The sequence below is a fragment of the Thermithiobacillus tepidarius DSM 3134 genome (assembly GCF_000423825.1).
In the GTDB taxonomy this organism is placed as follows: Bacteria; Pseudomonadota; Gammaproteobacteria; order Acidithiobacillales; family Thermithiobacillaceae; genus Thermithiobacillus; species Thermithiobacillus tepidarius.
Map to the genome: position 1 here is coordinate 36542 of NZ_AUIS01000010.1, position 11720 is coordinate 48261.

Genomic DNA, 11720 nt, shown 5'->3' on the forward strand with positions numbered 1-11720 from the left:
AATTTGTCGCGAACTGAAGAGTTTAAGCGCGCCACGCCGGCCACCCCAGAGGCTTTGGGCGGATGCCGCCCGCCGGCATCCGCCCCCGCGAGGTCCGCCACGGCCTCGGGGACGACCGGAAGTGATCGCGAGCAAGCTCGCTCCCGCATGCCCGGACGCGGCATCACGGCGCGCCAGCGGGCTTGCCCACGAGCCGCACAGCGGCCACTCAGGCAGCGCTTGCCTCCCCGCCGAAAACGTAGAGATCCATGGCCAGCGCGCCCTCGCTGATGCCGGCGTAGCGGCGCTGCACCCCGCCCCGCTCCCAGGCCGCACCCAAGGCAACGAAGAGCGGCAGCAGGTGCTCCTCGGTGGGATGGGCGCGCGCGGCGCCGGGGGCTTGGCGCCGATAGTCGAGCAGGCTGTCCAGATCGCGGGCCAGCAGGCGTTCGTGCATCCAGCCCTGGAAGGCGCGCACGTAGTCCGGTGCCGCCGCTTGGCCGGCGCCCCAGACGATGTCGGCCAAGTTGTGGGTGAGGCTGCCGGAGGCGAGGAGCAGGATGCCCGCCTCCCCCAGCCCGGCCAGGGCGCGGCCCAGCTCGAAGTGATGGCGCGGCCCCTGCTGCGGCTGCAAAGCCAGGGGCAGCACCGGAATGTCCGCCGCCGGATACATGGCCCGCAGCGGCACCCAGGCGCCGTGGTCCAGGCCGCGGGCCGGGTCCAGCTCGGCCCCAAGGCGTGCGGCCAGCCGTGCCGCCAACTCCGGATCGCCGGGCGGCGCGTAGCGCAGCGCGTGGAGAGCGGCCGGAAAGCCGCCGAAGTCGTGGATGGCGGCGGGCGCGTCGGCGGCGCCCAGGGCAGGGCGCGGGTGCAGCCAGTGGGCGGAAGCCACCAGGATGGCCCGCGGCCGCGGCAGCGCCGCCGCCAAGTCCCGCCAAGCGCCCACCGCCGGCCCGCCCTGCAGGGCCAGGGTGGGCGCGCCGTGGGACAGGAAGACGGCGGGCAGTCTGGCCATGGCTCAGCTCTTGATGGCCTCGACGGGGATGGTGATCTTCACCTCATCGCCCAGAAGAGGCAGATACTTGGTCATGCCGAAGTCGGAGCGCTTGATGGTGGTGGTCGCGGTGGCGCCGCACACCTCCTTCTTCAGCATGGGATGCGGCGCGCACTGGAAGGATTCCACCGCGAGGCTCACGGGGCGGGTCGCGCCGAGCAGGGTGAGCTTGCCGTCGACGCCAGTGAGCCGATCGCCCTGGAAGATCAGCTTGTCGGACTTGAAGGTGATGGTCGGATACTTGGCGACGTTGAAGAAATCCTCAGTGCGCAGGTGCTTTTCCAGCTCCTCCAGGCCGGTGTCGACGGAGGCGGCGTCGATGGTGATGTCCACGCTGCCGGTCTTGGCCGTCTTGTCCAGCACGATGGTGCCACTGGTCTTGTCGAAGCGGCCCTGCTGCATGGAGTAGCCGAAGTGACTGATGGCGAAGCTGGGGAAGGTGTGGCGCGGGTCCACCGTGTAGGTGTCGGCGGCGAAGGCCGGCGCAGCGATGGCGGCGAAGGCCAGGGCAACGAGGGTTTTCTTCATGCGATGCTCCTTTGCAGGGGATGAGAGTTCAGGGCACGAGGTAGAGCTTGAAGCGAACCTGCACGTCATCGGCCACGGTGCCGGTATCGGCCCAGTCGCCCTCGCCGATGCGGAACTGCAGGCGCTTGAGGGTGAAGCCGCCGTCGAACCAGGCGCCGTTGCCGGCCGGGCGCACGGTGAAGGGGGCGACGATGTCGCGGCTGACGCCCTTGATGCTGAGCTTGCCGACGGCCTGATAGCGGCCGGGGCCGAGCCGCTGCACCCGCTCGGACACGAAGGTGGCCTTGGGGAAGGCGGCCGTGTTGAACCAGGACTTGCCCTGGGCCTCGCTGTCGGCCTCCGCCAATCCGGTATCGATGCTGGCCAGGTCCACCTCGATGCGGGCGCGGCCGGCTTCCGGCCGGGCCGGATCCACCGCCACCTGGGCGGCGAAGCGCTTGAACTGCCCATCCACCGGCACGCCCATCTGTTGGCTGGTGAAGGTGATCCGGCTCTGGCCGGGCACGAGCCGGGTCAGCTCGGCGGCTTCGGCGGCAGGCAGCAGCGCCAGCAGCGCGGCCGCCAACAAAGCTTTCTTCGACATTCCACGATTCTCCATGACGCGCGGCATTAGGAGCCCCGGAAGCGCATGCGCGCCAGCAGTCCGTCCCGGTCGACGAATTGGTGCTTGGCTGCGGCGGCCACGTGGAACAGCACCAGCGTCAGCAGGCCGTAGTTGAGGATTTCATGCAGCTCCTCCAGCGCTTCGCCCAAGGCTTTGTCCTTGCCCACTAGGTCGGGCAGCGGCAGCACGCCGAGCCACACCGTCTGGACACCCTTGGCCGAGCTCATCAGCCAGCCGGACAGGGGCACCGCCAGGATGAGCAGGTACAGCAGTCCATGCACCGCGCTGGCGGCACGCCGCTGCCACGGCGCCATGCCGGCCGGATAGGGCGGCGCGGCATGGGTGGCGCGCCAGGCCAGCCGGGCGAGCAAGAGCAGCAACACGGTGATCCCCAGCCACTTGTGATAGCTGTAGAGCTGCAGCCGCGTCGGCGACAGGGGCAGCTCGTGCATGTACAGGCCCAAGGGAAAGGCAATGAAGATCAACAGCGCGATCGTCCAGTGCAGGACGACGGCGGTCCGGGTATAAGTCACTCGTTTTCCTCCTGGCTGGCTGCGGCGAAGGCCGCCCGCAGACGGGCGAGCCCGGCCTCGAGTTCGGCGAGCTCCGCGGGCGACAGGCGGCCGAAGGCGCGCCTGCCGTGGGCGACCACGCCGGGAAAGATCCGCTGGAAGAGCGCGTCGCCGGCTGGCGTGAGCTCCACCCGGGTGCTGCGGCGGTCCGTCGCCGACGCCACCCGGCGGGTCAGGCCCTTCTCCTCCAGACGGTCGATCACGCCGGTCAACGTCCCCTTGGTGATCAGGGTCTGCTCCCCCAGCTCCTTGAAGCTCATGCCCGGCGTATTGCCGAGCGTGGCGATCACATCGAACTGGGGCGGCGTGAGCCCGAGCCTGCGGATGTAGGCCGCCGAATAGGCTTCGAAGGCCTGATAGCAGCGGGCGAGTTCGCGCAGGGTCTTGAGATAGGGTTCGCTGGGCATGGTGCCGATCAAATCGTTCTAACAAGAACAATATTAGTCCTAATTAGAACATTGTCAAGCGTGCGCGAGCTTGGCCGACCAGACCAAGAGGATCAATGCCGGTGGATGTGCCGAGGCCGGCACATCCGGGCGACGAGGCTAGCCATGCCGCCATCAACGACCGCGCGCAAGGCGTAGGAAACCCATTCGTTGAGACGTGCCCCAGGCAAGAGCGCCCGCCAGCGGCCAGCTCGGCCCCGCACCTTCAGGCGAAAGTCGTCGCGGCAAAATTCCTGCGGGCGGGTGCGTCCATATTGCGGCGCTTTGTGGAGACCAGGAAGAGATTGTCGGCCAGCGTGGTCAGCAAACCCGTGCGGCGATTGACTGATTTGAGGAATTCGGAGGCTGAGACGAGCGCCCGGTGCCGCCGCAGGAACAAATGCTTGTCGGTCACCTGGCCCTGGGTAAAGAAGCTCCCGACGAGGATTTGCGAGGGACCGATCAGCTTGTCGAAGGTCGCCTGCAGTTCCGCCGGCGTCCAGTAGCGGGTCTCGAAGCCACGCGCCTCCCGAAATCTGCGCCGGGCCTGGACAAAGAGGCTGCGCAGGCCGTAGGAATTCAGCATCTGGATCAGGCTTTGGCCGCCGTCGCTCAGCACCCGCTGGATTTCGGGCAGGGAGGCTTTCACATTTTCCTTGCTGAAATGCTGAAAGACGCTGTAGGAATAGACGAATTCGAAGCTGCCTTCGGCGAAGGGCAGATAGCGTGAATCCGCCACGACGTAAAGCGCCTCCCTGCCCAGTTGCCGGGCGACGCGGCGGGCGGTGAGCATGGCTTCCAGGGACGGATCGATGCCGACCGGCCTGTAGCCCTGCCGACTGGCGGCAATGCACCAGTGCCCCCCAGTTGCAGCCGATATCGAGGAAGCGCTTGTCGTCGCCCGGCGGAATGTCCAGTTCGGGAATGGGGTATTCCTTGAGCCTGCCAACCAGCGGCCGATACAGATTGCTGTTGGTGTCCGCGACCGCCTGCTGCACATAGGGATCGACCTCCTCCGATCCACGGCTGCCCAAGCGCCCCGGCGGAGGCTCATCCTCCAGCAAGGCGAAGGTTTCGTTGGCATGCCGCGCGTGAGTATGGTCGATGTCCTTGGGCAGCATGACCGGCACCCCGCCTATGACCGGGTAGCGATGTCCATGCGGGCAGCTCAGGGCGTCGGCATCGAAAGCCAAGGATTGCCTGTCCAGCGGACAAGCGAGGTGGTCCAGCAGCCAGGGATCCAGCACGTACATCTTCACCTCCCCGCGGCTTCGCCGCGTGGCGCGGAACGCGAAAATGAACGTCGCATTATCCGGACGATACCCCGCCCGGCAATCCGGCCATTGGCAGGATGCAGGGGCCCGAAGCCGTGGCAGCCAGGCACCACTGCCAGATCCTGCGGAGTCCACATGCAGATTTTCCAGGCAGGCTTGGGCAATGCGGATCAGGCCGTCGCCAGAAAGCCCAGCAGCAGTTCGTTGACCTGGGCCGTCGCGTCGCGCATCACCCAGTGGCCGGCATCGGGCACGAAGACCAGGCGCCCCGGCTCGCAGAGCTGGATGCTGGCCTGCGCCAGGCTCGGCGCCAGCGCCGGGTCTTTCACGCCCCAGATCAGCAGCGTGGGCACGCTGATCGGACCCGGGTCCGGCAGCAGCGGCCGCCGCCAGACCAGCGCCCGATACCAGTTCAGCATGGCGGTCAGCGCCCCTGGCTGGCGCCAGGCCGCGCGGTACTGCTCGAGCTCGGCATCGGCAAAGGCGTCCGGGCGGCTGCTGCCGCGCAGGGCCGTCACCAGGATGTGGAAATCGCGCAGGCGCAGCACCCGCTCCGGCAGCCAGGGCAGGGCAAAAAAGGGCACGTAAGCGCTGCGCAGGAGCTGGCCCGGACGGGTGTGGAGCTCGCGGCGCATGGCCGCCGGATGCGGGGCGTTGAGCACGACCAGGCGCTCCAGCACTTCCGGATGGCGGGCCGCCAGCCACCAGGCGACCACCCCGCCCCAGTCGTGGCCGATCAGGGTCACGCGCGGGCGCCCGCTGAGGCGGATCAGGGCGAGGACATCAGCCGCCAGCTCCTCCAGCCGGTAGGCGGCGAGGCCATGGGGCTTGTCGCTGCTGTTGTAGCCGCGCTGGTCCGGCGCCCAGACCCGCCAGCCCGCCGCCGCCAATGCCTCGACCTGCCGGAGCCAGCCCAGCCAAAGGTCAGGGAAGCCGTGCAGGAGCAGCACCAGGGGCCCGTCCGGCTCGCCCGCCGCCGCCACGTGCAGCGTCACGCCGTTGCCGGGCAGCCGCAGATGCTCCAGCGCCGTGCCCAACGCCATCAGCGCCCTGCCCGCCCCAGCTCGCGCATCAGGGCGAGCCACTGCTCGCGGCGGGCGGCCTTGCCCTCCACCATGCCGAAGAGATTCACCATGACCGGCTTGATGCCGACAAAGGCCAGGATGTTGCGCTCCAGGCTCTTCAGGCTGTGGGCGTGGAAGTACCAGCGATAGACGAAGGCGGGCATGCCCATGGTGACGACGATGCGCGCCGAGCGGCCGGTGAGCAGCTTCTTGCCCATGCTCCCGGGCGCCGGCTGGCTGAAGGCGAAGCCGGGCCGCATGACCTGTTCGAGAAAGCCCTTGAGCAGTGCCGGCATGCCGCCGAGCCAGAGGGGATAAAAGATCACCAGATGCTCGGCCCAGGCAATCGCTTCCTGGGCCTGGCGGATGCCGTCCGGCGCTTCCCGGTCCCAGTCGGCCTTGCTGCGCAGCAGCGGAAAGTCGAGCTCGGCCACCGCGATCCGCCGTATGCTGTGCCCGGTGGCTTCGGCCGCCTGGGCATAGGCGGCCGCCAGCGCGTGGTCCAGATGGGTGGCCTGCGGATCGGGATGACCCTGGATGATGGTAATGCGCCTGGCCATGATGCGCCTCCTGGTCAGCGGGGAAAGAGGCCTGCTTTTGGTTTAGACCGGCCGGGGGCGCATTCGTCGGCAAAGCGGAATGAAGGGTATCGCGAGCAAGCTCGATCCCACGATTCGTGCCGTACGTCGTAGGCGCAGGCCAGCCCGCGATCGAATCGCTATGGCCGCTTCACGAAGCGCAGGAAGTAATTCTCGCGCATGAGCGGCTTGTCCTCGGCGAGCCGGAAGCCGGCCGCCTCCACCTCGCGGATCACCGTTTCCTTGCCGGCCCGCACATGGCTCAACACCCAGTTGGAGCTCATCCCCGGCTTGCGCTCGAAATCGACGATCACCAGCGTGCCGTCCGGGCGCAGTGCCTGGCGGATGGAGCGCAGCATGCTCTGGGGATATTCGAAGTGGTGATAAGCGTCCGAGCTGAACACGAGGTCCACCGACGCGGGCGGCAGCCCGGTATCGCGCTGCGAGTTGACGATGCCGGCGACGTTCCCGAGGCCGGCCGCCCGCGCCCGGCGCAGGATGTTGTCGATGAAGGTGCGCGAGATGTCCACCGCGTACACCTTGCCGGACGGACCGACCTTTTCGGCAAAAAGATAAGTGAAAAGACCCGTCCCCGCACCTAGATCCGCCACCGCCATGCCCGGCCGCACCCCGGTCGCGGCCACGATCTCGTTGCGCTTGTCGTAAACCTCCCGCCCGGGCGACTCGAAGCGCTTGACCCATTCCTGGTAGTTCGGATGCTCATAGGGCTGGTTCACGCCGGGCTGGACATTGCGCTCCTCCAGGCCGAAGGCCAGCGGCGAGCCCGCGACGGCGAAGCACACGGCCACTAGCACCCGCAGTGATGTCTTCATCGCACCCTCCCCTCCGTTTCCTGCAACACATCCTCGACCATAACCCGGCTGGCCGGGCGTGACCATCCGCAAGGGGTCAGAGGCGCCGCGTCCGCGGGGCGGGCGAAGCGCGGTTAACCTTCCGCCGCCTCGCTCGTTATCCCCTGCATCGAGCCATTGCGCGGCGCCCCGGCCCGGGGCCGCCGCGGCCAAGGACACGATCGCCTCACTACCATAAGGATTAGCACGTGAAGAAAGCTCTCGCACTGCTGTTCATGCCAGTGCTGCTGGCCGGCTGCGCCACCACCGGCAACCCGAGCCTCGATGCCGCCGCCAACGCCGCCATCGCCGCCGCGGTGCTCAACGGCGTTACCGGTACCCAGCAGCCCGTCCCCGCTCCCGCTCCCGCTCCCGCGCCGGGCAACGGCACGGTATTGGGCGAGATCGCCGCCATTGGCAGCATCCTGGCCGGCACCCCGGGCGCCATCGGCGCCCCCAGCCAGCCCGCCCCCGCCTACTGCCCGCCGGGCTACGTCTGCACGCCCGCGCAGTATCCGCCGTACCCGTCGGGTTACTAGCAACGGCGCCGCGACGCACGGCCACCGCCCAGGGAAGCCATGCTTGCATCGCGGGCACGCTCGCTCATACTTGGCCTGCGGCACCGTTCCCATGAGCCGCAACGCGAGCTTGCCCGCAAAAACAATGCGCCACCGCCGCAGGCGTCTCCGCACCCCCGGCAACTTGTCCACCGCTTAAGAGTCTAAATTTTCAAGCCAATTTGGCTTTGCGCTGCAGCAAAAGGCGACGTCACGACCGTGCAGGTCCGACACCCCCGACGGATCGACATGCGACCACCCAAAACGCAGGAGCGCTGACATGCCAAGACTCGAAGGCCACAAATCCCCCGTTACCCGCAACCTTCTCACGCTGCTGCTCCTGGTGCTGGTGCTGGCGGCAGCCGGATTCATCGTTTACCAGAATCGCGAGGAGCTGGGCCTGACGCAGCTCATGAGCGGCCTCGACGTGCCGGGCATCCAGGCCGTCGCGGCGCAGAACGCGCCCTTGGGCATCCGGCCCGGATAACCAGAATTTCAGGAGCCACGCCATGCGAAAAGGACACAGCATCATCGGCTTGAACGTCATCAGCCAGTCGGACGGCGAAACCCTGGGCAAAGTGCGTGATCTGGTCTTCGACCGCGACAGCGACCGGCTGGTGGCGCTGATCCTGACCGACCGCGAGATCATGGGCCTGGTCAAGGCGCACATCGTGCCTTGGGAAGAAGTGGCCGTGCTCGGCCCGGACGCCGTCATGGTCAGGGATCATCAGGCGGACGTGGTCGCCGACCAGCGCCCGGAGATCCGTCGGCTCATGGACGGCGACAGCGCCCTGGCCGGCACCCGCCTCTACACCACCGACGGCCGCGATCTCGGCACCGTCACCGACCTCTACGTGGACGAAAGCTCGGGCCGGGTGGTCGGTTATGAAGTCTCCGGCGGGCTGGTCGCCGATACCGTCAGCGGCAAGCGATTCCTGCCCTATGCCGAGGGCCTGAAGCTCGGCGAGGACGTGGCCCTGGTGCCGCCGACGGCGGCCCAGGAGATCGAGGAGCGGATACGCCAGGAGCCGGGCGGCCTCAGAGGAGTGGCGGCCTCGGCCAGCGGGCGCATCGGCGAAGCGGTGGACAGCGCCCGCAACCGCGCCTCCGCCCTCTACGAAAACATCGCCGAAGCCTCGGCGGAGCGGCAGAAGGAGTTCGTCGTCGGCAAGACCGCCGCCCGCGACGTGCTGATCCCCGCCTCGCCCGCTGAGGGTGCCGCAGAGACCATCCTGGTCAGCAAGGGCGAAAGCATCACCCGCGAGCAGGCCGAGCGGGCCGAAGCCGCCGCGCGCCTGAGCCAGCTCGTGCTGGCGGCCGGCGGCGGCGTCATGGGCGAAGCCTGGAGCAGCGGCAAGGAGCGCCTCGGCAGCCTAACGGCGAGCGGCACCTCCAGCACCGCCGAGGCCGTGGTGGGCCGGACCGCCGGCCGCGAAGTCGTCCTGCCCAACGGCTCCACCCTCATCGCCCCGGGCATGGTCATCACCCGCGACACGCTGGAACAGGCGCGCCTGCACGGCAGAGAACGGGAGCTCATCGCCTCCGCCGGCCTGGGCATGGCCAGCCAGGGCGTGCAAGCCACCCGGGAAAAGGCGGGCAGCCTCTGGGAAACGCTCAAGGAAAAGGCTGCGGAGCTGGCCGACGCGGTGCAGGGCAAGCGCACGGAGTCGCAGCAGCGCTCGCTGCAGAACCGCATCAACCGCGCCCTCGGCCGCCCGGTCACGCGCGTGATCCTCGATCCGGCCGACAACGTGCTCCTCAACACGGGCGAGCTGATCACCCACGCGGCCATCGAGCGCGCCCGCGCCGCCGGCGTGCTCGACGTCCTGCTGGATTCCGTCTTCGAGGGCCCGCCCGAGATCTCCCCCGACATGATGCGCGCCCCCACCCGCGGCGAGGCTGCGCTGGAAAACGTCGAAGGCCGCGAGCCAGGCCTCAGCCCGCCCCCTGACCGCTCCACCCCCGGCTCCCGTCCGGCCATGCGGTAACGCAGAAGCAAAAAAGCGGCCCGATCGCCCGGGCCGCTTTCGTTTCGAATTGCCCCCTGATGCACCACCACGACCGGGAATGCCGCAGGAACGACCAGCAGGAGCGGGCTGGACCACGATACACGTTGCCGGCCGGCATGACCGATCGCGGGCCAGCTCGCTCCTGCATCCTGTGAACCAGTACGGCCGAGGTCGGCGCCGGGGCATCGCCGCGTCGGCCCTCACCCTGCCCGCTCCCGGCGGGAGCGGGTATTCGGGGGCTGCGGTGCCGTGCCAAAGCTTGGCGGGCCAGCATCCCCGGCTGTAGGAGCGGGCTCGCCCGCGATGGCTCGCTGGTCGGCACAGGGATCGCGAGCAAGCTCGCTCCTACGTTAGACCGGTTGGGCTACGCAGGCGCAGCCCAACCTACTCGCTTGCGCGTCCAGGAAAGCGAACGCAGCGAGTAACGCGCGCAGGCGCGTAGGAGCGGGCTGGCCCGCGATTCGGTGGCGGCCGGGACGGCGGATCGCGGGCGAGCCCGCTCCTACGGTCGGCGGCGGCAACCTAGGTAGGTTGGGCTGAGTGCAGCGAAGCCCAACGGGGGTTGGGGGGCGCTGTTCCCACCCCGTTGCCCCGCCGCGTCGCGCAGGGGCGGGGCAACGGGGTGGTCTGAGCCAGAGCGGCCGGGAGGCGCGCAGGGAACCTGCAGGGCAGGGCAACGGGACGTCGTTTTCTTTGCTTCCTTTCTTTGGACGAACAAAAGAACGGAAGTTGCCGTCGGGCAACCCCCGACACCCGATTACCCGCGGGCGTCAGCCCGCTCCATCCCTCAGAAACGCAAACTGCGCGGCGCCGGCATCAGCACACCTCACCCCCGCCGCCACGTCGTCCCCTGTGCCCCATCCTCCAGCACGATGCCCTCCTCCGACAGCATCGCCCGTATCCGGTCCGCCTCCGCATAATTCTTCGCCTTTTTCGCCGCCGCCCGTTCGGCGATGAGCGCCTCGATGCGGGCCACATCCAGCACGGCGCCCGCCCCGCCCTGCAGGAAGGCCACCGGGTCCTGCTCCAGCAGCCCCAGCGTGTGGCCCAGGCGCTTCAGGAGGCCGGCCAGCTCGGCGGCCAGGGACTCGTCGACGCCCTTGGCGCGGTTGAGCTCGGTGGCCAGTTCGAAGAGCACGGCCAGGGCCTCGGGGGTGTTGAAGTCGTCGTCCATGGCGGCGATGAAGCGGGTGAGCCAGGGCGAGAGCTGCGCCGGGATCTCCTCGAAGGAGACGTAGTGGGCCGCTTCCACGCCCTTCAGGGCGGTGTAGAGGCGGGTGAGGCCGTTCTTGGCGATCTCCAGGTTCTCGTCGGAATAGTTGAGCGGGCTGCGGTAATGGCTGGAGAGGATGAAGAAGCGGACCACCTCGCCGCCGAAGCGCGGCAGGAGCTCGCGGATGGTGAAGAAGTTGCCCAGCGACTTGGACATCTTCTCCTCGTTCACGCGCACGAAGCCGTTGTGCATCCAGAGATTGGCGAAATGGCAGCCGGTTGCGCCCTCGCTTTGGGCGATCTCGTTTTCGTGGTGGGGAAATTGCAGGTCCATGCCGCCGCCGTGGATGTCGAAGTGGCAGCCCAGGGCGTCGATGGACATGACCGAGCACTCGATGTGCCAGCCGGGCCGGCCCCGCCCCCAGGGGGAATCCCAGGCCGGCTCGCCGGGCTTGGCGGCCTTCCACAGGGCAAAGTCCAGCGGATCGCGCTTGGCCTCGCCGGGCTCGACGCGGGCGCCGGCCTCCAGGTCCTCCAGGCTCTTGCCCGAGAGCTTGCCGTAGCCGGGGAAGCTGCGCACGGCGTAGTAGACGTCGCCGTTGGACGCGGCGTAGGCGTGGCCCTTTTCGATCAGGGTCTGGATCATGGCGATCATGCCGGGCACGTGATAGGTGGCGCGCGGCTCCAGGTCGGGCAGGAGCACGTTGAGATCGCGCTCGTCCTCGTGCATGGCCGCGATGAAGCGGTCCGTCAGCGCATCGATGGGCTCGCCGTTCTCGGCGGCGCGGCGGATGATCTTGTCATCGATGTCGGTGATGTTGCGCACGTAGGTCACACGCAGACCGCTGGCGCGCAGGTAGCGTACCACCATGTCGAAGGTGATCATGACGCGGGCGTGGCCCAGGTGGCAGTGGTCGTAGACGGTCATGCCGCAGACGTACATGCGCACGTGGTTGGGCTCGATGGGGACCAACTCTTCCTTGCGGCGGGTCAGCGTGTTGTAGATGAGCATG

The 11720-nt window shown here is 68.3% G+C and carries 13 protein-coding genes; 3 read left to right on the forward strand and 10 right to left on the reverse strand.

Features of this window, described 5'->3' with window-relative positions; translation table 11 throughout:
• Positions 1–208: 208 nt before the first annotated feature.
• The 9 genes from G579_RS0106935 to G579_RS16380 form a co-directional block, all read right to left on the reverse strand.
• Positions 209–994 (reverse strand): dioxygenase family protein, encoded by a 786-nt coding sequence (locus G579_RS0106935; protein ID WP_028989598.1) that lies wholly within the window; start codon positions 992–994, stop codon positions 209–211.
• A gap of 3 nt (positions 995–997) precedes the next feature.
• Complete coding sequence (locus tag G579_RS0106940) at positions 998–1561, reverse strand: YceI family protein (protein WP_028989599.1); 564 nt, start codon at positions 1559–1561, stop codon at positions 998–1000.
• Between the two features lie 28 nt (positions 1562–1589).
• On the reverse strand, positions 1590–2144 hold the full coding sequence (locus tag G579_RS0106945; protein WP_028989600.1) for a YceI family protein: 555 nt from the start codon (positions 2142–2144) through the stop codon (positions 1590–1592).
• Between the two features lie 26 nt (positions 2145–2170).
• The gene (locus tag G579_RS0106950; RefSeq protein WP_028989601.1) at positions 2171–2698 is read right to left on the reverse strand and encodes a cytochrome b; all 528 of its coding nucleotides are present in this window, start codon (positions 2696–2698) and stop codon (positions 2171–2173) included.
• On the reverse strand, positions 2695–3144 hold the full coding sequence (locus G579_RS0106955) for a MarR family winged helix-turn-helix transcriptional regulator (RefSeq protein WP_028989602.1): 450 nt from the start codon (positions 3142–3144) through the stop codon (positions 2695–2697). Before G579_RS0106955 ends, G579_RS0106950 begins: the two co-directional genes overlap by 4 nt.
• 244 nt (positions 3145–3388) lie before the next feature.
• Positions 3389–4162, reverse strand: coding sequence for a class I SAM-dependent methyltransferase (locus G579_RS18195; RefSeq protein ID WP_162142981.1), 774 nt, complete (start codon positions 4160–4162; stop codon positions 3389–3391).
• Positions 4163–4606: 444 nt separating this feature from the next.
• Positions 4607–5479, reverse strand: a complete 873-nt coding sequence (locus G579_RS0106965; protein ID WP_038018702.1) for an alpha/beta fold hydrolase — start codon at positions 5477–5479, stop codon at positions 4607–4609.
• On the reverse strand, positions 5479–6060 hold the full coding sequence (locus tag G579_RS0106970) for an NAD(P)H-dependent oxidoreductase (protein ID WP_028989605.1): 582 nt from the start codon (positions 6058–6060) through the stop codon (positions 5479–5481). Before G579_RS0106970 ends, G579_RS0106965 begins: the two co-directional genes overlap by 1 nt.
• 158 nt (positions 6061–6218) lie before the next feature.
• Complete coding sequence (locus tag G579_RS16380) at positions 6219–6911, reverse strand: class I SAM-dependent methyltransferase (protein WP_038018705.1); 693 nt, start codon at positions 6909–6911, stop codon at positions 6219–6221.
• A 227-nt stretch (positions 6912–7138) separates the two neighbouring features.
• Here G579_RS16380 and G579_RS0106980 point away from each other — a divergent pair, with 227 nt between their 5' ends.
• The 3 genes from G579_RS0106980 to G579_RS18200 all read left to right on the forward strand — a co-directional run bounded on the left by G579_RS0106980 (position 7139) and on the right by G579_RS18200 (position 9474).
• The gene (locus G579_RS0106980) at positions 7139–7468 is read left to right on the forward strand and encodes a hypothetical protein (protein WP_028989606.1); all 330 of its coding nucleotides are present in this window, start codon (positions 7139–7141) and stop codon (positions 7466–7468) included.
• 298 nt (positions 7469–7766) lie between these two features.
• Complete coding sequence (locus tag G579_RS0106985) at positions 7767–7973, forward strand: hypothetical protein (RefSeq protein WP_028989607.1); 207 nt, start codon at positions 7767–7769, stop codon at positions 7971–7973.
• Positions 7974–7995: 22 nt separating this feature from the next.
• Positions 7996–9474 (forward strand): PRC-barrel domain-containing protein, encoded by a 1479-nt coding sequence (locus G579_RS18200; protein ID WP_028989608.1) that lies wholly within the window; start codon positions 7996–7998, stop codon positions 9472–9474.
• A gap of 847 nt (positions 9475–10321) precedes the next feature.
• Here the strand turns inward: G579_RS18200 and cysS are convergent.
• Entirely contained in the window at positions 10322–11719 is a 1398-nt protein-coding gene (gene cysS / locus G579_RS0106995) for a cysteine--tRNA ligase (protein ID WP_028989609.1), read from the reverse strand.
• Between the last annotated feature and the right edge of the window lies 1 nt (position 11720).

What these genes read in the sequence shown, in the direction of transcription:
- G579_RS0106935 (WP_028989598.1), bottom strand. Translation starts at nt 994, where the DNA reads ATGGCCAGACTGCCCGCCGTCTTCCTGTCCCACGGCGCGCCCACCCTG.
- G579_RS0106940 (WP_028989599.1), bottom strand. Translation starts at nt 1,561, where the DNA reads ATGAAGAAAACCCTCGTTGCCCTGGCCTTCGCCGCCATCGCTGCGCCG.
- G579_RS0106945 (WP_028989600.1), bottom strand. Translation starts at nt 2,144, where the DNA reads ATGTCGAAGAAAGCTTTGTTGGCGGCCGCGCTGCTGGCGCTGCTGCCT.
- G579_RS0106955 (WP_028989602.1), bottom strand. Translation starts at nt 3,144, where the DNA reads ATGCCCAGCGAACCCTATCTCAAGACCCTGCGCGAACTCGCCCGCTGC.
- G579_RS18195 (WP_162142981.1), bottom strand. Translation starts at nt 4,162, where the DNA reads ATGTGCAGCAGGCGGTCGCGGACACCAACAGCAATCTGTATCGGCCGC.
- G579_RS0106965 (WP_038018702.1), bottom strand. Translation starts at nt 5,479, where the DNA reads ATGGCGTTGGGCACGGCGCTGGAGCATCTGCGGCTGCCCGGCAACGGC.
- G579_RS0106970 (WP_028989605.1), bottom strand. Translation starts at nt 6,060, where the DNA reads ATGGCCAGGCGCATTACCATCATCCAGGGTCATCCCGATCCGCAGGCC.
- G579_RS16380 (WP_038018705.1), bottom strand. Translation starts at nt 6,911, where the DNA reads ATGAAGACATCACTGCGGGTGCTAGTGGCCGTGTGCTTCGCCGTCGCG.
- G579_RS0106985 (WP_028989607.1), top strand. Translation starts at nt 7,767, where the DNA reads ATGCCAAGACTCGAAGGCCACAAATCCCCCGTTACCCGCAACCTTCTC.
- G579_RS18200 (WP_028989608.1), top strand. Translation starts at nt 7,996, where the DNA reads ATGCGAAAAGGACACAGCATCATCGGCTTGAACGTCATCAGCCAGTCG.
- cysS (WP_028989609.1), bottom strand. Translation starts at nt 11,719, where the DNA reads ATGCTCATCTACAACACGCTGACCCGCCGCAAGGAAGAGTTGGTCCCC.